The sequence below is a fragment of the Acuticoccus yangtzensis genome, assembly GCF_001927245.1.
GTDB lineage: Bacteria > Pseudomonadota > Alphaproteobacteria > Rhizobiales > Amorphaceae > Acuticoccus > Acuticoccus yangtzensis.
The window spans coordinates 226,933-244,655 of the sequence record NZ_MJUX01000005.1 but is presented as its reverse complement, the minus strand read 5'-3'; the positions used below and the strand labels follow the sequence as shown (position 1 = coordinate 244,655).

Annotated in this window: 17 protein-coding genes; 5 read left to right on the top strand and 12 right to left on the bottom strand. The window is 67.9% G+C overall.

Translation table 11 applies throughout. The features are described 5' to 3' along the window. Positions 1 to 3,519, top strand: coding sequence for a transcription-repair coupling factor (mfd, locus tag BIX52_RS14510; protein ID WP_425426688.1), 3,519 nt, complete (start codon positions 1 to 3; stop codon positions 3,517 to 3,519). A gap of 27 nt (positions 3,520 to 3,546) precedes the next feature. Here mfd and BIX52_RS14505 read toward each other — a convergent pair whose 3' ends face one another. Continuing rightward, positions 3,547 to 3,906 (bottom strand): DMT family protein, encoded by a 360-nt coding sequence (locus BIX52_RS14505; RefSeq protein WP_075221794.1) that lies wholly within the window; start codon positions 3,904 to 3,906, stop codon positions 3,547 to 3,549. 163 nt (positions 3,907 to 4,069) lie between these two features. Then, on the bottom strand, positions 4,070 to 5,284 hold the full coding sequence (locus tag BIX52_RS14500) for an NADP-dependent isocitrate dehydrogenase (RefSeq protein WP_075221793.1): 1,215 nt from the start codon (positions 5,282 to 5,284) through the stop codon (positions 4,070 to 4,072). Between the two features lie 78 nt (positions 5,285 to 5,362). On the opposite strand from BIX52_RS14500, the gene BIX52_RS14495 reads away from it, so the two are divergent. Then, the gene (locus BIX52_RS14495) at positions 5,363 to 6,127 is read left to right on the top strand and encodes an RNA methyltransferase (RefSeq protein ID WP_075221875.1); all 765 of its coding nucleotides are present in this window, start codon (positions 5,363 to 5,365) and stop codon (positions 6,125 to 6,127) included. Further along, positions 6,124 to 7,017: a sulfotransferase family 2 domain-containing protein gene (locus tag BIX52_RS14490; RefSeq protein WP_075221792.1), complete on the top strand. Its 894-nt coding sequence runs from the start codon at positions 6,124 to 6,126 to the stop codon at positions 7,015 to 7,017. Before BIX52_RS14495 ends, BIX52_RS14490 begins: the two co-directional genes overlap by 4 nt. Before the next feature lie 19 nt (positions 7,018 to 7,036). On the opposite strand, the gene BIX52_RS14485 is transcribed toward BIX52_RS14490, so the two are convergent. From BIX52_RS14485 to BIX52_RS14465, 5 genes are all read right to left on the bottom strand, one after another. Continuing rightward, a complete protein-coding gene (locus tag BIX52_RS14485) occupies positions 7,037 to 7,798 on the bottom strand; it encodes a 2-keto-4-pentenoate hydratase (protein WP_075221791.1) in 762 nt (253 codons plus the stop codon). Positions 7,799 to 7,802: 4 nt separating this feature from the next. After that, the gene (locus BIX52_RS14480; protein WP_075221790.1) at positions 7,803 to 9,242 is read right to left on the bottom strand and encodes an aldehyde dehydrogenase family protein; all 1,440 of its coding nucleotides are present in this window, start codon (positions 9,240 to 9,242) and stop codon (positions 7,803 to 7,805) included. A 154-nt stretch (positions 9,243 to 9,396) separates the two neighbouring features. Continuing rightward, positions 9,397 to 10,362 (bottom strand): aldose epimerase family protein, encoded by a 966-nt coding sequence (locus tag BIX52_RS14475; RefSeq protein ID WP_075221789.1) that lies wholly within the window; start codon positions 10,360 to 10,362, stop codon positions 9,397 to 9,399. Between the two features lie 4 nt (positions 10,363 to 10,366). Beyond that, the gene (locus BIX52_RS14470; protein ID WP_075221788.1) at positions 10,367 to 11,029 is read right to left on the bottom strand and encodes a LysE family translocator; all 663 of its coding nucleotides are present in this window, start codon (positions 11,027 to 11,029) and stop codon (positions 10,367 to 10,369) included. A gap of 109 nt (positions 11,030 to 11,138) precedes the next feature. Beyond that, the gene (locus BIX52_RS14465) at positions 11,139 to 11,975 is read right to left on the bottom strand and encodes an NAD-dependent epimerase/dehydratase family protein (protein ID WP_075221787.1); all 837 of its coding nucleotides are present in this window, start codon (positions 11,973 to 11,975) and stop codon (positions 11,139 to 11,141) included. 108 nt (positions 11,976 to 12,083) lie between these two features. On the opposite strand from BIX52_RS14465, the gene BIX52_RS14460 reads away from it, so the two are divergent. Beyond that, positions 12,084 to 12,341 (top strand): GlsB/YeaQ/YmgE family stress response membrane protein, encoded by a 258-nt coding sequence (locus BIX52_RS14460; RefSeq protein ID WP_075221786.1) that lies wholly within the window; start codon positions 12,084 to 12,086, stop codon positions 12,339 to 12,341. 208 nt (positions 12,342 to 12,549) lie between these two features. Beyond that, complete coding sequence (gene sbmA / locus BIX52_RS14455; protein ID WP_075221785.1) at positions 12,550 to 13,773, top strand: peptide antibiotic transporter SbmA; 1,224 nt, start codon at positions 12,550 to 12,552, stop codon at positions 13,771 to 13,773. Between the two features lie 233 nt (positions 13,774 to 14,006). On the opposite strand, the gene gfa is transcribed toward sbmA, so the two are convergent. From gfa to BIX52_RS14430, 5 genes are all read right to left on the bottom strand, one after another. Further along, positions 14,007 to 14,582, bottom strand: coding sequence for an S-(hydroxymethyl)glutathione synthase (gene gfa / locus BIX52_RS14450; protein ID WP_075221784.1), 576 nt, complete (start codon positions 14,580 to 14,582; stop codon positions 14,007 to 14,009). Positions 14,583 to 14,855: 273 nt separating this feature from the next. Further along, positions 14,856 to 16,010 carry a pyrroloquinoline quinone biosynthesis protein PqqE gene (pqqE, locus tag BIX52_RS14445; RefSeq protein ID WP_075221783.1) on the bottom strand — a complete coding sequence of 385 codons (1,155 nt, stop codon included), beginning with the start codon at positions 16,008 to 16,010 and terminating at the stop codon, positions 14,856 to 14,858. Then, entirely contained in the window at positions 15,988 to 16,275 is a 288-nt protein-coding gene (locus BIX52_RS14440) for a PqqD family protein (RefSeq protein ID WP_075221782.1), read from the bottom strand. The genes pqqE and BIX52_RS14440 overlap by 23 nt, the downstream gene beginning before the upstream one ends. 99 nt (positions 16,276 to 16,374) lie before the next feature. Beyond that, complete coding sequence (pqqA, locus tag BIX52_RS24075; protein WP_075221781.1) at positions 16,375 to 16,458, bottom strand: pyrroloquinoline quinone precursor peptide PqqA; 84 nt, start codon at positions 16,456 to 16,458, stop codon at positions 16,375 to 16,377. A gap of 137 nt (positions 16,459 to 16,595) precedes the next feature. Next, positions 16,596 to 17,639 carry a LysR family transcriptional regulator gene (locus BIX52_RS14430; protein ID WP_075221780.1) on the bottom strand — a complete coding sequence of 348 codons (1,044 nt, stop codon included), beginning with the start codon at positions 17,637 to 17,639 and terminating at the stop codon, positions 16,596 to 16,598. Between the last annotated feature and the right edge of the window lie 84 nt (positions 17,640 to 17,723).

Genomic DNA, 17,723 nt, shown 5'->3' with positions numbered 1-17,723 from the left:
ATCAAGGAACTTTCAAAGCCCAGTCTGCGCCGGCTCGCCGAGCCGGATCTGCCGCGTGACCTGACCGTCACCCAGATCCCCGACGGCATGGAGGGCGAGGTGCTGGCCGCGCTGGCCGCCGCTTCAGGGGCGCCGGTGGTGTTTGTCGCGCGCGACGGGGCGCGGCTGAAGGCGGCCGAGCAGTCGCTCGCCTTCTTCGACCCCGCTTTGCCGGTGATCCGCCTGCCGGGCTGGGACTGCATGCCCTATGACCGCGCCTCGCCGTCTACCCTGGTTCAGGCGCGCCGGGCGGGGGCGCTGGCCCAGCTCGCAGCGCGCGGCCCCAAGGACGGGCCGGTGGCCGTGCTCACCACCGCCAACGCCATCCTGCAGCGCGTCCCGAAACCCGACGTGATCCGCAGGGCGACGATGCGCCACAAGGCGGGGTCGGACGTCGCCATGAACGACGTCCTCGCCTGGCTGGAGGACAACGCCTTCCTTCGCACCCCCACCGTGCGCGAGGCGGGGGAATATGCCGTGCGCGGCGGCATCGTCGACCTTTATGCGCCGGGCACCGAGCAGCCCGTCCGCCTCGACTTCTTCGGCGACACGCTGGAGACCATCCGCCCGTTCGACGCGGAGACCCAGCGCACCACCGGCCAATGGCCCGAGATCGAGCTCATCCCGATGAGCGAGGTCATCCTGAACGACGAGACGATCAGCCGGTTTCGCGAGGGCTATCTGCGCCGTTTCGGCGCCGCGTCGAAGGACGACATTCTCTACCACTCCGTCTCCGAGGGCGTGCGTGCGTCGGGGGTCGAGCACTGGATGCCGCTGTTCCACGACGGCCTCGCCACCGTGTTCGACTATCTGCCGGACGTGCGCTGCGTCATCGACCACCTCGCCGAGGACGCGATCGCCAAGCGCGTGGCCGAGATCGAGGACCACTACGCCGCCCGCACCGCCACCATCAGCGAGGCGCTGAAGACCGCGCCCTACAACCCGCTGCCGACCGGTGAGCTCTACCTTACCGGGATGACGATCGACGACATCTTCGCCGGAAGCCGCATCGTGCGCCTGTCGCCCTTCGACGAGCCGGACAAGGCCGGTGCGCTGACCGTCCCCGCGGGCGGCAAGGTGGGCCGCTCCTTCGCGGCCGAGCGCGCGGCGGGCAACGTCAACATCTTCGTGTCGCTGGTCGACCACGCCAACGCCATCCGCAAGGAGGGGCGGCGGCCCATCGTGGCGTCATGGTCGGACGGCTCGCGCAGCCGCATGGCGCAGGTGCTGAAGGACCACGGCATCGGCGAGATGGCCGAGGTCGCCTCCATGGACGAGGCGAAGGCGCTCCCCAAGGGCACCGCCGCGCTCACCGTGCTGGAGCTTGAAACCGGCTTCGAGACGCCCGATTACGTCATCGTCGCCGAGCAGGACGTCCTGGGCGACCGGCTCGTCTCCAGCAGCCGCAAGAGGAAGCGCGACGCCAACTTCCTCACCGAGGTCGCCTCGCTGGCGCCGGGCGACCTCGTCGTGCACGTCGACCACGGCATCGGCCGCTTCATCGGCCTCAAGACGCTGGAGGCGGCGGGGGCGCCGCACGACTGCGTCGAGATCGCCTACCTGAAGGACGACAAGCTCTACCTGCCGGTGGAGAACATCGACCTTCTGTCCCGCTACGGCGCGTCCGACACCGAGGGCGTGGTGCTGGACAAGCTGGGCGGCGCCGGCTGGCAGGCCCGCAAGGCGAAGATGAAGGAGCGCGTGCGCGAGATCGCGGACGGGCTCATCAAGACCGCCGCCCAGCGCCTCCTGAAGAAGGCCCCCGTCATCATGCCGCCCCACGGCGTCTACGACGAGTTCGTGGCGAAATTCCCCTACAACGAGACCGACGATCAGCTCGCCGCCATCGAGGCCACCGCCGAGGATCTCGCCAAGGGGATGCCGATGGACCGCCTGGTGTGCGGCGACGTCGGCTTCGGCAAAACGGAGGTGGCGATCCGCGCCGCCTTCCTCGCCGCCATGGACGGAAAGCAGGTGGCGCTGGTGGTGCCCACGACGCTGCTCGCCCGCCAGCACTTCAAGACCTTCAAGGAGCGCTTCGCCGGGCTTCCGCTGCGTGTCGAGCAAGCCTCGCGCCTCGTCTCTGCGAAGGACATGCGCGAGATGAAGGCGGGGCTGGCGTCGGGCGATGTCGACATCGTCGTCGGCACCCACGCGCTGCTCGCCAAGGGGATCGAGTTCCGCGATCTCGGCCTCTTGATCGTCGACGAGGAGCAGAAATTCGGCGTGAAGCACAAGGAGAAGCTGAAGGAGCTGAAGTCGGACGTGCACGTCCTGACCCTCTCCGCGACGCCGATCCCGCGCACCATGCAACTGGCGCTGACTGGCGTGCGCGAACTCTCCCTCATCGCGACGCCGCCCGTCGACCGGCTCACGGTGCGCACCTTCGTCACGCCCTTCGACCCGCTCACCATCCGCGAGGCGCTGCTCCGCGAGCGCTACCGCGGCGGGCAGTCCTTCTACGTCTGCCCGCGCGTGTCCGACCTTGCGGGTCAGAAGGAGTTTCTGGAGCAGCACGTGCCGGAGGTGAAGGTCGCCATCGCCCACGGCCAGATGTCGGCCACCGACCTCGACGAGGTGATGAACGCCTTCTACGACGGCCAGTATGACGTTCTTCTGGCGACCACCATCGTGGAAGCGGGACTCGACATTCCGACCGCCAACACGCTGATCGTCCACCGGGCGGACATGTTCGGCCTGGCGCAGCTCTACCAGATCCGCGGCCGCGTCGGCCGGTCCAAGACCCGCGCCTACGCGCTGCTGACGACGCCGGTGGACAAGACGCTGACCGGCCCCGCCCAGCGCCGGCTCAAGGTGCTGTCCTCGCTCGACAATCTTGGCGCCGGCTTCCAGCTCGCGTCGCACGATCTCGACATTCGCGGCGCCGGCAACCTCCTCGGCGAGGAGCAGTCCGGCCACATCAAGGAGGTCGGCTTCGAGCTCTACCAGTCGATGCTGGAGGAGGCCGTCGCCACCCTCAAGGCAGGGTCCGACGACGAGGCGCCTGACCACTGGTCGCCGCACATCTCCATCGGCATCCCGGTGCTGATCCCGGAGGACTATATCCCGGACCTGCAGCTTCGCATGTCGCTCTATCGGCGCCTGGCAGACCTTTCCTCCGCGCGCGAGATCGACGCCTTCGGGGCCGAGATGACGGACCGCTTCGGCAAGATTCCCGACGAGGTCGAGTGGCTTCTGAAGATCGTCTACATCAAGGCGCTGTGCCGCCGGGCGAACGTGGAGAAGATCGACGCCGGGCCGAAGGGCTGCGTGATCACCTTCCGCAACAACGAGTTCGACAATGCGCAGGGGCTGGTGCAGATGATCGCCGGCGAAGGCTCACTCGCCAAGATGCGGCCGGACCAGAAGATCGTCTTCATCCGCGACTGGCCGGACGCCGACAAACGCACCAAGGGCGTCGCCGTACTCCTCACCAAGCTCGCCAAGCTGGCGGACGGCGACACGAAGGTCGCGGCCTGAGGGGCCGCCCGTCGGCCCCGCGCGTCGTCAACGTCCCGAAAAATCCTGGAAGACGAACCACGCTCCGCCGGCGATCAGGGTGAAGCCGACCGCGTGGTTCCACTTGACCGGCTCGCCCAGGTAGAAGGCGGAGAAGATCATGAAGACCGAGAGGGTGATCACCTCTTGGATGGTTTTGAGCTGCGCGGCGTTGAAGTATCCGTAGCCGATCCTGTTCGCCGGCACCTGCAGCAGATACTCGAAGAACGCGATGCCCCAGCTCGCCAGGATGGCGATGAGGAGAGACGCCGTCTTGAACTTTAGGTGACCGTACCACGCGAAGGTCATGAAGACGTTGGAGGCGATCAGGAGGCCGATCGTGGCGACCGGCACGGGGATGACGGACAACGGCGTGTCTCGGGGGCGCGGGGCGGAGGGAACGGCGGGCGAGGGCTGCGGCGCGGCGGCCCATCCCGCGCGGGGCCCAACGAAAAACGGCACGGGGAGCGCCCGTGCCGAATCATCGTAATTTATAGGGCGGGCGAGGTGCCCGCCGGTCGTTCGCGCCGCCTCAGGCGAGCGTCTTGGCCAGGCGGTCGGAGACCGAATTGAGGAACCCGGTGGTCGATTCCCAGCTCTGATCGGCGCCGACGAGGAGGGCGAGGTCCTTCGTCATGTGGCCGTCCTCGATGCAGCCGACGGTGGCCTTCTCGAGCTGGTCGGCGAAGGTCTTCAGATCGTCGTTGTCGTCGAGCTTGGCCCGGTGGGCGAGGCCGCGGGACCAGGCGAAGATCGACGCGGTGGAGTTGGTCGACGTCGCCTGCCCCTTCTGGTGCTGGCGGTAGTGGCGCGTCACGGTGCCGTGGGCGGCTTCCGCTTCCACCGTCTGACCGTCCGGCGTCATCAGCACGGAGGTCATCAGGCCGAGCGAACCGAAGCCCTGGGCCACGGTGTCGGACTGGACGTCGCCGTCGTAGTTCTTGCAGGCCCAGACGTAGCCGCCGGACCACTTCATGGCGGAGGCCACCATGTCGTCGATCAGGCGGTGCTCGTAGGTGATGCCGGCGGCCTTGAACTGGTCCGCGAATTCGGCGTCGAAGATCGCCTGGAAGATGTCTTTGAAGCGCCCGTCATAGGCCTTCATGATGGTGTTCTTGGTCGACAGGTAGACCGGAACCTTGCGCATCAGGCCATAGTTCATGGAGGCGCGGGCGAAGTCTTTGATCGACTCGTCGAGGTTGTACATCGCCATCGCGACGCCGCCGCCCGGGAAGTCGAACACGTTGAATTCCTTGACCTCGCCGCCGTCCTCGGGCGTGAAGGTCAGGGTCAGCTTGCCCTTGCCGGGGACCACGAAGTCGGTCGCGCGGTACTGGTCGCCGAAGGCGTGGCGGCCGATGATGATCGGCTGCGTCCACCCCGGCACCAGGCGGGGCACGTTGCGGCAGATGATCGGCTCGCGGAAGATGACGCCGCCGAGGATGTTGCGGATGGTGCCGTTCGGGGAACGGTACATCTTCTTGAGATTAAACTCTTCCACCCGCGCCTCGTCCGGCGTAATCGTCGCGCACTTGACGCCGACACCGTGACGCTTGATGGCGTTGGCGGCGTCCACGGTGACCTGGTCGTCCGTGGCGTCGCGATGCTCCATCCCGAGATCGTAATATTCGAGGTCGATGTCCAGGTAGGGATGGATCAGCTTGTCTTTGATGTACTGCCAGATGATGCGGGTCATCTCGTCCCCGTCCAATTCAACGACGGGGTTCGCCACCTTGATCTTCGCCATACCGGGACCTTGTGTTCTTGAAGGGTCGTGCCGCGACACTCTCGCGGAGCCGTGGCGGGGCTTAGCATGATGAAGGCCATGACGGAAGTTCAGCCCGATACTATAGTCTCACCCCCTGCCATCATTCTGGTCGAGCCGCAGCTCGGCGAGAACATCGGCACCGCCGCGCGTGCCATGGCCAACTTCGGCGTGACGGACCTGCGCCTCGTCGCTCCGCGTGACGGCTGGCCGAACGAGCGCGCCCGCGCCGCATCGTCCGGCGCGTCCCATGTGATCGACAACGCCACCGTCTACGACACCTTGGACGAGGCGATCGCGGACCTCTCCTTCGTGATCGCCACCACGCGGCGCCCGCGCGACATGACGAAGCGCGTCGAGGGGCCGGAGGACGGCCTTGCCGAGCTTGTGCGCGAAAGTGCCGCCGGACGCACGGGGATCATGTTCGGGCGCGAGCGGTGGGGTCTGCAGAACGAGGAGGTGGCCGCGGCGACGATCATCGTGACGTTCCCGGTGGATCCCGAGTTCGCCTCGCTCAACATCGCCCAGTCGGTGCTGCTCATGTCCTACGAGTGGCGCCGCGTTGCGTGTTCGGCCCCCGCCGCGCCGGAGCCCGCCCAGCCGCCCGCCACGCGCGAGGAGATCGCCGGGCTGTGGCAGCATCTGACCGGTCTGTTGAAGCCGTCCGGCTATTTTCGACCGGAGGGGATGGCGGAGCGGATGGAGCGCAACCTCCTCAACATCCTGTCCGATGCCAGGTGGGACCGGCAGCAGGTGCGTACCCTGCGCGGCGTCCTCAACCACCTCGCCCCCGGCTCGAAGCGCGGCGGGGACGACGCGGCGTGAGTGCGCCGGCCCCAGCGCGCCCGCTGCGCCATGCGGCGGCCCCCGGCGCGCTGGCGGCCAACGAGGCGCACCAGTTCGCAGCCCGCTACGCGCTGATGGTGGCGCCGTCCCGCGCCGTCTACTCGTTCATCCCCAAGAACGGCTGCTCGACGCTGCGCCTGTCGCTCGCCATCGCCAACGGGGCGATCGCGGGGCCCGAGGCGCACACCTGGATCCACCTCAACAACCGCACATTCCAGGCGAGTTTCGAGTGGCTGCTCACCGCGGACTACGCCTTTGCCGTCCTGCGCTGTCCCTTCCGGCGGCTGGCGAGCTGCTATCTCGACAAGATCGTCGGCCGCTACCCGCCGCTGTGGCGCCTCTATGAAGCGATGGGGCGCACGGTCGAGCCGGAGGAGATGACCTTTCGCGCCTTCGTGGAGGCGCTCGCCGCACCGAAGATGCGCGAGGCGGACGAGCATTGGCGCCCGCAGACAGACTTTCTCGTCTATGGCGCCTATGACGACCTCTTCGACCTCGCCGATTTCGCCGCCGCCCGCGCCCGGTTGAAGGCGCGAATCGGCCTCGACGTGGTGGACGCGCGGGACCTGACGCGCCACGGCACGGCCCATCTGACGAAGAGCGACGCCTACGGGCCGGACACGCCGCCGCTGACGCTGCTGAATGCCCGCGCGGCGGGGGAGATCGCCGATCCCGCGACCCTCTACGACGCCGCCCTGTGGCGCACCGTGGCGGACCTCTACGCGGGTGACGTGGCGCTGATGGCCGAGACCTTCGGCGCGGCGAGCATCATGGCCGCGCCGAAGCCGTCGGCCAGGCGCACAGGGCGGAAGGCGGCGCCCGAAAGGAAGGCGCCCAATAGAAAAGGGGCGCCGGAGCGCCCCGCGTAGGTTGCGGGTGCGGGGCCGGTCAGGCGCCGCGTAGAGCCGGGAACTCGCACGACACCGTGCCGAAACCCTCGAAGCTGGCGACGACGCTGCCGGGGCCGGTGCGGGTCGGCTTGGTGTGGGTGCCGGTGGTGATCACCGCGCCCGCCTTCAGCGGCAGACCGCGCCGGGCGCAGAACTCCGACAGGAAGGCCACCACCTGGAAGGGGTCCGGCCGCCAGTCGGCGCCGAGCGGCTCCAGGATCGTCCCGTCGCCGAGCTTCAGTGACAGCTTGCCCGTCGCCACCTCAGGCACCTCGGCCACCGGGCGCAATTCGCCGATGACGAGCGCGTTGGACGAGTTCATGTCCGCGATCACCGCCTTGGCGCCCATGGACGGCTTGTCCGCATAGCGGCTGTCGGCCATCTCGATGGCGAGGCGGTAGCCGGCGCAGGCGGCGCGCACCTCGTCGGCCGTGGCAGGGCCGGGAAGGTCGGCGGAAAGCTCCAGCACCACTTCGGCCTCGGCCTCCGGCGACAGGAAGCGGTCCGGCCCGAACACGGTGCCGTCCGGGAAGATCATCCCGTCCATCAGCGGCGACACGGTCGGCTCGGTGAGCCCGGCGGCCTTCATCGCCGGCGGCATCGTCTGCGCCAGCTTCCAGCCGACGATCGGCTTGCCGAGCTTTTCGCGCATCGCATCCTGGATGGCGTAGGCGGCGTCGGTGTCGGCGGGCGGGTTGTCGAGCGCGGTGAGGGGGCCGCCGCTCACAAAGGCGGCGGCGAGGCGTTCAGCATCGGTCATCGGGTCAGGCCATCGTGTAGGCGGTTTTGACGGTGGTGTAGAACTCGGCGGCGTAGCGGCCCTGCTCGCGCGGCCCGTAGGACGAGCCCTTGCGCCCGCCGAACGGGACGTGCGGGTCCACACCGGCGGTCGGCAGGTTCACCATCACCATGCCCGCCTGGCTGTTGGCCTTGAAGTGCGAGGCATATTTCAGCGACGTGGTGCAAATGCCCGCCGACAGGCCGAAGGCGGTGTCGTTGGCGACGCTGAGCGCCTCGTCATAGTCCTTCACGCGGATCACCGACGCGACGGGACCGAAGATCTCCTCGCGGTTGATGCGCATGTCGTTGGTGGTCTCGGTGAAGAGGGCGGGCTGCAGGTAGAAGCCGGGCGTTCCGCGGTTGAGGCGCTCACCGCCCCAGGCGAGCTTCGCCCCGTCCTCGCCGCGGCCGATCTCGATGTATTTCATGTCCGTGTCGAGCTGCTTCTGGTCGACCACGGGGCCGATGTGGGTGCCGTCCTTGCGGGCGTCGTCCACGGTGGTGGCCTTCAGCTTCTCGATCATCGCGGCCACGAACTTGTCGTGGATGCCTTCCGTCACGATGAGGCGGGAGGAGGCGGTGCAGCGCTGGCCGGTGGAGAAGAAGGCCGAGTTGAGGCACGCCCCGACGGCGACGTCGAGGTCGGCGTCGTCCAGCACAATGGCGGGGTTCTTGCCGCCCATCTCGAGCTGGAACTTCTTCATCGTCTCGGTGCACTTCATGGCGACGTGCTTGCCGGTGCCGACCGAGCCGGTGAAGGAGACGGCCGCCACGTCCGGCGAGGAGAGGATCGCCTCACCCACAACCGAGCCCTTGCCCATGACGAGGTTGAAGACGCCGTCCGGCAGACCAGCACGCTTCAGGATGTCGGCGAGCGCCCAGGCGCAGCCCGGCGTCAGCTCGGCGGGCTTCATGACGACGGTGTTGCCGTAGCAAAGCGCCGGGGCGAGCTTCCACGCGGGGATCGCGATGGGGAAGTTCCACGGCGTGATCATGCCCACCACGCCCATCGGCTCGCGGGTGATCTCGATGTCGACGCCGGGGCGGATGGAGGGGAGCTTCTCGCCCGCGAGACGCAGGCACTCACCGGCGAAGAACTCGAAGATCTGACCGGCGCGCCCGGCTTCGCCGATGCCTTCGGCCAGCGTCTTGCCCTCTTCGCGCGCGAGGAGGTCACCCAGCTCCTTGGAGCGGGCGAAGATCTCGGCGGCGGCGGCCTTCAGGATGTTGTGGCGCGCCATCACGTTGGTGCGCGACCAGGCCGGGAAGGCGGTCTTGGCGGCGGCGATGGCGGCTTCGGCGTCGGCGGCGCTGCCACGGGCATAGGTGCCGATCACGTCGTCGGTGTTGGACGGGTTGATGTTCTCGGTGACGTCGGACGAAGGCGTCCACTCGCCGCCGATCAGGTTGCTGAAGGTGTCCATGGTGATGCTGCCTCGCTCCGGTTCCCTGACGCGGGACCGACAAATGTATTAGTGTTCTGCTGTCGGCTCCTATCGAGGTAGCGGACGCAAAGATGTGATGCAAGGCGACGCGAATTTGCCGCCCGGTTCATCGCCTTGTGGTGCAGGGCCCGGCTCAGCGCGGGTTGATCGTGATCGACGTCGTCTGCCGGTAAGGGCGATCCGGCGTCGCGATGATGTTCGGGAAGGTGTCGTGGTTCACCGCGTCCGGCCAATCCTGCGCCTCCAGGGCGACGGCGTGGAAAGGACCGTACATCGCGCCGCCGAGCCCCGGCACCGGGATCTGCGGCAGCGTGACGGAGTTGTAGGCCTGCAGCCCCGGACGATCGGTGGATAGGACCAGCGTCATGTCCCGCCCGGAGAGGGTCGCTGCCGGCGCGCGCTCGGCGAGGCAGAAGTTCGCGTCGAGCTCCATGTCGCCGATCGGGCGGGGGGTGAGGAAGTCGTACTCGGTCCCCGCGACCGGGGCGAGCTCGCCGGTCGATACATTGGCGGCGTCCGTCACGGTGATGTCTTGCGCGAGGATGTGGAGGACGTGTTCCGCCGCCGGGCCGCCGAGATTGTAGTAGGAGTGTTGGGCGAGCGCGATCGGCGTCGGCCGGTCCGGAACGCCGGTCATCTCGAACGTCAGCGTCGGCCCGTCGAGCACCACGTCCACGGTGAAGTGCACGGTGCCCGGATAGCCCATGTGGCCGTCCGGGCTGGTGTAGGTGAGACGCGCGGCGCGGCCGTCCGATTCAAGGCTCCAGAGGCGGTTGCCGAGGCCCTCGCTGCCGCCGTGCAGGTGGTTGCGCCCCTCGTTCTGGTCGAGCTGGTAGGCGACGCCGTCGAGGTGGAAGCGTCCGTCGCGCACGCGGTTGGCGATCCGGCCGGCGATGACGCCGAAGGAGCGCGACCATTCGGGATAGGGCGCGAAGGTGTCGAAGCCGAGGGTGGCCTGCATCGGCCCGTTCGGCCCGTGGACGAGCCAGCTCTGCACCGCCGCGCCATAGGAGATGAGGGACACCGTGGCCGCGTCCGAGACGAGTGTGGCTCGCAGGACCGGGGTGCCGTTGTGGTGTCCGAACACGTCGATGGTCATGGCGCTACCTTTGGGTTGCGGCGAGAAGGCCGGCGGCGCTCAGCATCATGCCGCCGGTGATGCGATTGGCGATACGGCGCCGTGCCGCCGTCATGGCGAAGCGGCGCAGGAGGGTCCCCGCGGCGGCATAAAGGGCAGCGAACGAGAACTCGAAGACGAGGTAGAACGCGCTCAAGACGGCGAAGGACAGCGTCGCGTTCCCCGCGCCGGGGCTGACGAACTGCGGCACGAAGGCGGTGAAGATGAGGATGGACTTGGGGTTCATCATCGCCACCCAGAAGGCACTGCGGGCGAGCTGCCATGGCGGGACCATGGCGGCCGCGCGCGCCTCCTCGGGCGTCGCCTCCTCGACCGGCGCGCGCCACATGGTAAGGCCGATCCACACGAGATAGGCCACGCCCGCCCACTTGAGGGCGACGAAGGCGGTGTGGGAGGTGGCGATCAGCGCGCCGAAGCCGAGCGCCACCAGGGCGATGAGGATGGAGAAGGCCGCCATGCGTCCGGCGAGGCTGACCACGGTGGACACGAACCCGGCCTGCATGCCGTAGCTGAGCGCCAGCAGGTTGTTGGCGCCCGGCGTCGACGCGACGAGGGCCGCGGCGGGGACGAACACGGCGAGGGTCGCGACATCGGGCGCTGCGGCGGCGAGGCTGGACGAGAGGCTCATCGGGTCCGTGTCATCGTGTGAGGGGCGCCGGGGTGAGCGCGGGCGGCGGCCGACCGGCGCACGTCGGCCCACCGGCGGGCCGGTCCGCCCCGCCCGCGCGCAGGGCTGGTCAAGGGCGCGGCAGCCTGGCGTTCAGGCTGCGGGTCACGTCGCCGGAAAAGTCCGCCGCGCAGAAGGTGCCGCCCTGAAAGAGGTCGCCGACGGCGTTCGGTCCCAGCTTCGCCTGCTCGGCCATCGCGTGGTCCACGTGATCCTCGGCGCTGTGCTCCGGCCGGTAGCCGAGCGCGAGTGCGGCTCCGTTGTCCCACCACGCCCGCTCGTTGTGGGACGCGCCGTAGACGATGGCGTGGTGGATGTCCGGATGCTCGAGGCCGATGGTGATGAGCTGGGCGAGGTCGTCCGGGTGCTGCCAGATGGCGAGGCGGCGTTTGTCGGCCGGGCGCTCGGCGATGTTGCCGATGCGGATCGACATGCAGCGCATCGCGAACTTGTCGGCATAGAAGGAGCACAGCGCTTCGCCGAACGCCTTGGAGACGCCGTAGAAGGAGTCCGGCCGCACCGCCTCGTCGGTGCCGATGCGCCGGGTGCGCGGGTAGAAGCCGACCGCGTGGTTGGACGAGGCGAAGATCACCCGCTCGGTGCCGGCGTCCCGCGCCGCCGCCATGATGTTCTGAAGGCCGATGATGTTGGGCGCGGCGACGGTGTCCCAGTCCGCCTCGATCGAATAGCCGCCGAGGTGGATGAGACCGTCGGCGCCCGCCATCAGCGGAGCGAGGCTGGCGGGGTCGGTGAGGTCGGCGGTGACCCAGCGCTCAGTGGGGCGCAGATCGTCCGGGGCGGGGCCGCGGTCGGACAGGACGAGGTTGTAGCGGCCGGCGAGGCGAGGGCGCAGCAGTGTACCGACACCGCCCGCGGCCCCGGTCATGACGATCGTCTTCTGGGTCATGTGCAACCTCTTCTATGTTTATTCGTTTGACCTACGCCGGCCAAGGACGCGGTGCAATCCGGCCCGTCTTGGCGTGACTATCGTCTCGGCAGGAACATGGAGGGACTTATGGACGTCAACGGCGTCGGGATCTTGACCGCGATCATCGTCGGCGGCCTCGCCGGCTGGATCGCAGAGAAGTTCATGAAGAGCGATATGGGCATCGTCATGAACATCATCCTCGGGATCGCCGGTGCGGTCGTGCTGAACGCCATTTTGGCGGCGCTGGACACCGGGTTCGGCTCGGGCGTGTTCGCCTATCTGGTGACGGCGGTGATCGGGGCGTGCCTGCTGATCGCCGGGGCCCGCCTGGTGCGCGGCCGCTAAACCCGGCGGCGGCAAGACGATCGGCAACCAAAGACGATCGAGAACCAAGAGGGCGGCCCCGGCGACGGCATGGGCCGCCCCTTTGCGTTGCTCCTCGGACGGCGCAACGGCGCACTGAAGATGTCCAATCCCTCACTTTGCCGCGGCTCTTGCGCGCGGTAAGCGTGTCGTCCGGTGGCCCGATGCGGGCGTTTCCGGAGGGCCCTTCATGTTCGGTTGCTTCTTCCCCCGCCCGCAGCTCTTCCTGGCGACGGCTGCGGCGTGGGCGCTCGCTTCGATCCTGTTCTGGTATCTCGTCGCCGCGGAATGGGGCGACCCGCTCGGGATCGCCGCCCACGTCGAATGGAGCGAGCGCGAGGTCTGGATTTACGAATATTCGGCGATCTGCTACCTGATCTTCGTGGCCTTCTGGCTGCTCTATAGTCCGCACAAATGGGCGCTGTGGTCGGTCGCCGGGTCGGCCGTCATCATCTTCGCCACCTGGTTCCAGGTGCAGCTCGACGTGATGATCAACGCCTGGTTCGGCAGCTTCTACGACCTGGTGCAGCAGGCTCTGGGCGAGCCGGGCGCGGTGACAGCCACCGCCTATTATGCCGAACTGTCGACCTTCCTCGGCATCGCCATGGTCTACATCATGACCGCGGTGCTGAGCGCCTTCATCACGTCCCACTACGTCTTCCGCTGGCGCACGGCGATGAACGACCGCTACGTGGCGCTGTGGGAGAGGGTGCGGCACATCGAGGGCGCCTCGCAGCGTGTGCAGGAAGACACGATGCGTTTTGCCAACATCATGGAAAGTCTCGGCACCCGGCTGATCGACGCCTTGATGACCTTGGTCGCCTTCCTGCCCATCCTGTGGGCCCTGTCGGCCAGCGTCAGCGAGATCCCGGTCCTGGGCGCGGTGCCTGGCGCGCTGGTGTGGGTGGCGATCATCTGGTCGATCTTCGGCACCGGCATCCTGGCGTTGACGGGGATCCGCCTGCCGGGGCTGGAATTCCGCAATCAGCGGGTCGAGGCGGCCTATCGTAAGGAGCTCGTCATCGGCGAGGACCATGCGGACAGGGCGCAGCCGCCGACCCTCGCGGAGCTCTTCCGCAATGTGCGCCGGAACTATTTCCGTCTCTACTTCAACTACCTGTACTTCAACGTGGTTCGTTATGGGTACCTGCAGGCGGGCGTTCTGGTGCCCTATGTGGCGCTGGGGCCGACGATCATCGCGGCCGGCTTCACCCTGGGTGTGATGCAGCAGGTGGTGCGCGCCTTCGGCCGGGTGGAGAACTCGTTCCAGTTCCTGGTCAACTCCTGGACGACGATCGTCGAGCTGATGTCCATCTACAAACGCCTGAGGGCGTTCGAGGCGGCGATCGCCGGTGAGACGCTGTCCTCGATCGAATACGACACGAAGGACTACGTGGAGCCGCGCCCGGCGTGATCGGAGGGCGGGCGGCCGCCGCGCCGCGCGCTGACCGGCGCGGCCCATCCCGGTCGCGGCTGCCGCAGCGACCACACCGGCGGCCTCCGGCAGGGGTGCACACCACGAAGCCTTCCGCTGCAACGGAAAAACGCCCGCATCCGAACCGGATGCGGGCGTTTCTCTTTCTTCATAGCGGTTCCCGACGGCCGATGGCTCCGGGGCCGACCCTCGCCCCCCGCGTTGGGGTCGCGTCAGGCGGCGGCGAGTTTGCCGTTCTGCTTGGCGACGTGGGTGGCGATGGCGTCCATCAGCGGCGGCGACAGGCAGTCATAGGGCGTCAGCGAGAGTTCCGTGAGGCGGCCGCGCACATCGCCCATCTTCGACGGCGGATAACCCGACTCGATGATCGACGACACGAAGGCGGCGAACTCGGGCGGGGACCAGCCGCTCTCGTTCGACAGCTCGGTATGGACGAAGTCGAGGCCGAAGAAGGGGTGGCCCGTATTCTCGATCCGCCCGTACATGTGGACGCCGCAGCCGGTGCAGGCGTGGCGCACGATGGCGGCGCTGGGGTCGACGGGCTTCAGCTTCTCGGCATGGGCGGTGACGGACAGGTGGTCACGCGGGACGACGGCGACCATGGAGAAGGTCGCGCCGGCCGGCTTCCAGCACTTGGTGCAGCCGCAGACGTGGTTGTGGGCGGTCTGCGAGGTCAGCGTCACCTCCACCTTGTCGGTGGCGCACTTGCAATGGAGCTTGCCGCCCGAGAAGCCGGCGGAGCCGCCCTTCACGCCATGATCGACGGACGGATGGATCGAGGCAGCCATATGTGAACGTCCTCCCGAATGCGCCGCGGGTTTGGGCGGCGTCGTTGTTGTTGTCGGCCCGCCGAAGAGGGCACGGAATAGGCGCATCATTGGCCGACTCCTTCAGTTTTACATAACGATCTTAGGGAGTGGCGGCGCGCGAAAGAAATTGGACGAAGGTCTTACGACCGCCGTCGATCATATGATTGGAACAATCCGAAGTGTTCGGCCGCTAAAACAATAGCGAAATCAACGCGCCGTTTTGTTGCGCGCTGAGTTCAACATCGCAATGCTTCACGCGGCCGGTTCGCCCTTCGCGTAGCGGCGCCAGGTGAAGGCGGGCGGAGTGTCGGCCGCGGTGGCCTCGGCCAGTGCGGCGTCGAGGGCGGCGCGGTGCGGGGAGAGGACGCACACCGGATCCGTGTTGGCGGCATCGCCGGTGACCATCATGGCCTGGCAGCGACAGCCGCCGAAGTCCTCGTCCTTGCGCGCGCAGGAGCGGCAGGGCTCCCTCATCCAGTCCGTCCCACGGAAGCGCTGGAACGCCTCCGACGCGCGCCAGATGTCGCCGAGCGGCGTGGTCTTCACGTTGTCGAAGGCCATGTTCGGGATGCTGGCGGCGGCGTGGCAGGGCATCACCGCCCCGGACGGGGTGATGGCGAGGAACTGCTGTCCCCAGCCGCCCATGCAGGGCTTGGGGTAACGCGCATAATAATCCGGCGCCACATAGTCGATGTTGAGCGTGCCGCGCAGCCGCTCGCGGGCGGCGTCGACGATTTCGCCGGCTTTCGCGACCTGCTCGGGACGGGGCATCAGCGCGGCGCGGTTGGCGAGCGCCCAGCCATAATATTGCGTGTTGGCGATCTCGAGCCGGTGGGCGCCGAGCTCCACCGCGATCGCGATCATGCGCTCCACATTGTCGAGGTTGTGGCGGTGCACGACGGCATTCAAGGTCAGCGGCAGGCCCCGCTCGGTGACGAGGGCGCAGGCGGCCCGCTTCTTCTCGAACGCGCCCTTCATGTTGGTGATGGCGCCGCATCCCTCGGACGTCGCGTCCTGCAAGGAGACCTGCACGTGGTCCACCCCGGCAGCGACGAGAGCGTCCGCCCGCTCGGGCGAAAGGTTCACGGCGGCGGTGATGAGGTTGATGTAAAGATCGGCCGCGCGGGCCTCGGCGACGATGTCGACGATGTCGCGCCGTGCCAGAGGTTCACCGCCGGACAGGTGGAGCTGCAAAGCGCCGAGCGCGGCCGCCTCGCGGAAGACGCGGCCCCATTCGGTGGCGGACAGCTCCGAGTTCGGCGCGTCGAGCGCGACCGGATTGGAGCAGTAGGGGCACTGAAGCGGGCAGCGGTGGGTGACCTCGGCGAGGAGGCCGAGAAGGACGGGGGTCTCAGCGGCGGGGCGGTCCGTATCGGCCGGGCGCTCAAGCGTCGATGCGTCGGACATAACCTTGCTCCAGAAGGCCGGAGACGAGCGGTGTGAGGTCCGTCTCGATCACGTCGGCCGGCGCGTCATAGTCGGCGGCGAGCGCGTCGATCACGGCGCCGTAAAGGGTGGGGCTTTCCAACCGCTCCAGCACCTCGACGGTGGTGGGGCAGGGGTAAAGCACCTGCTCAGGCACGAGGAGGACCGGGTGGCCGCGGACCTTGCACGCCTTCAGCCGCGCCCAGGAGGGGCGGACGAGGATGTCGTTGCGGGTCAAAGGTTGCATATCGGCTCAGCTCGGCGGCTCGGCGATGGGGGCGTACGGAGGTGCCGCGAAAGGTGGCCTCCGGCGCGGCGCACGGGGCGCGCGCCGGAGGCCTACGCGTTAGAGCGTGGCGGTGATGTAAGCCGTGACTTCCATACCGGCCGGCTTCTGAGCGATCGCGGGCTTGTTCCAGGTCTTCTTCATGTCTTAGCTCCCTATGTCGTCCTGTCGGGGACAGGATCGGTGTCACCTGTCGGGCAGGTGTGAATGAATGTCTCGTCCGCCCCCCTGATCCGCAACCGATAGCGCGCATAGGACGCGCCTATGCTGCAGGCGCACACTCACCCCAGCGCGGTAGGGAATTCATATGGCTCGGCCCCGGACGCGGCACTCTCTTCGAGCCCGCTCGACCTGACGAAGGCCGGGATAGGCCGGGTTTCCAACGGTTCCAGGCTCGCCGCGGCGTCTTTGAGCGCGGCTTCCAGAGCGGCGATGCTGGGCAGGCGCGCGGTCTGAAAGGGCGTCAGGAGGATGGTCTGGCGCGGTGGTAGACCAAGGTCGTACAGCGTGACGTCGAACAGGAGCCTGCCCTTTTGCCGCACGGCGAGCTCCGGGACGATCGCCACCCCCTCGCCCTCCTCGACGAAAGCGAGGGCGCTTTCGAAGGTGCGGCAGCGCAACGTGGCGTCGGACTGCGGCAGAAGCCGCTCGTACCATGCGGTCACCCGTTCGGTGTGGGCCGACCCGAAGGCGTAGCGGGCGGTGCGGTTCATGATGCCGAGCGCATCAGCCGCGAGATCGCGGGCGGGGGATTGGATGTCGCCGAGGTCCGGCAGGGCGCGCGGCACGGCGAGCAACTGGCGGTCCGCCATGATGGGCACCGAGCGCAGCCCCTGGACGGTGCCATCGGCATAATCGGACAGAACTGCAGCGTCGAACAGGCGTCCGTTGAGTTGCTCTCTGGCCTCGCGCGGGGTGACTTCGGCGAGGTCCATCACGTAGCCAGGATGCTCCCGGCGCAGGCGGACGAAGGCGGGCGCGACGATATTGCGGGCGAGCGACGGTAGGGCACCGACGGTGAGCTGGCTCCTGACCCCTTCGAAATATTCGTTGAGGCCGGCGCTGGCGCGGTCGACCGCTTCCAGGATGGCGCCGGTCTCGGCCAGCAGGAACTCGCCCGCGGCGGTGAGGCGCAGCTCGTTGTTCACGTAGCGGATCAGCTTGCCGCCGATCTGATGCTCCATGCGCGAGAGTTGCTGCGAGATGGACGGCTGGCGCACGTCGAGCTGTTTGGCGGCCCGTGTCAGCGAGCGCGATTGGGCGACCGCCCAGAAGATCTGCAACTGGCGCAGGGTGAACTGATGCGATGTGACCTTGGAGTCCATCGCATCAGCATAGTCTGCTCAAATGATGGCCGACAACGGCCGGCTTCGGCGCCACGTCCGGCCGCGGGCCCGACGAAAGCCGGT

What these genes read in the sequence shown, in the direction of transcription:
- BIX52_RS14500 (WP_075221793.1), bottom strand. Translation starts at nt 5,284, where the DNA reads ATGGCGAAGATCAAGGTGGCGAACCCCGTCGTTGAATTGGACGGGGAC.
- BIX52_RS14495 (WP_075221875.1), top strand. Translation starts at nt 5,363, where the DNA reads ATGACGGAAGTTCAGCCCGATACTATAGTCTCACCCCCTGCCATCATT.
- BIX52_RS14485 (WP_075221791.1), bottom strand. Translation starts at nt 7,798, where the DNA reads ATGACCGATGCTGAACGCCTCGCCGCCGCCTTTGTGAGCGGCGGCCCC.
- BIX52_RS14480 (WP_075221790.1), bottom strand. Translation starts at nt 9,242, where the DNA reads ATGGACACCTTCAGCAACCTGATCGGCGGCGAGTGGACGCCTTCGTCC.
- BIX52_RS14475 (WP_075221789.1), bottom strand. Translation starts at nt 10,362, where the DNA reads ATGACCATCGACGTGTTCGGACACCACAACGGCACCCCGGTCCTGCGA.
- BIX52_RS14470 (WP_075221788.1), bottom strand. Translation starts at nt 11,029, where the DNA reads ATGAGCCTCTCGTCCAGCCTCGCCGCCGCAGCGCCCGATGTCGCGACC.
- BIX52_RS14465 (WP_075221787.1), bottom strand. Translation starts at nt 11,975, where the DNA reads ATGACCCAGAAGACGATCGTCATGACCGGGGCCGCGGGCGGTGTCGGT.
- BIX52_RS14460 (WP_075221786.1), top strand. Translation starts at nt 12,084, where the DNA reads ATGGACGTCAACGGCGTCGGGATCTTGACCGCGATCATCGTCGGCGGC.
- sbmA (WP_075221785.1), top strand. Translation starts at nt 12,550, where the DNA reads ATGTTCGGTTGCTTCTTCCCCCGCCCGCAGCTCTTCCTGGCGACGGCT.
- gfa (WP_075221784.1), bottom strand. Translation starts at nt 14,582, where the DNA reads ATGGCTGCCTCGATCCATCCGTCCGTCGATCATGGCGTGAAGGGCGGC.
- pqqE (WP_075221783.1), bottom strand. Translation starts at nt 16,010, where the DNA reads ATGTCCGACGCATCGACGCTTGAGCGCCCGGCCGATACGGACCGCCCC.
- BIX52_RS14440 (WP_075221782.1), bottom strand. Translation starts at nt 16,275, where the DNA reads ATGCAACCTTTGACCCGCAACGACATCCTCGTCCGCCCCTCCTGGGCG.
- pqqA (WP_075221781.1), bottom strand. Translation starts at nt 16,458, where the DNA reads ATGAAGAAGACCTGGAACAAGCCCGCGATCGCTCAGAAGCCGGCCGGT.
- BIX52_RS14430 (WP_075221780.1), bottom strand. Translation starts at nt 17,639, where the DNA reads ATGGACTCCAAGGTCACATCGCATCAGTTCACCCTGCGCCAGTTGCAG.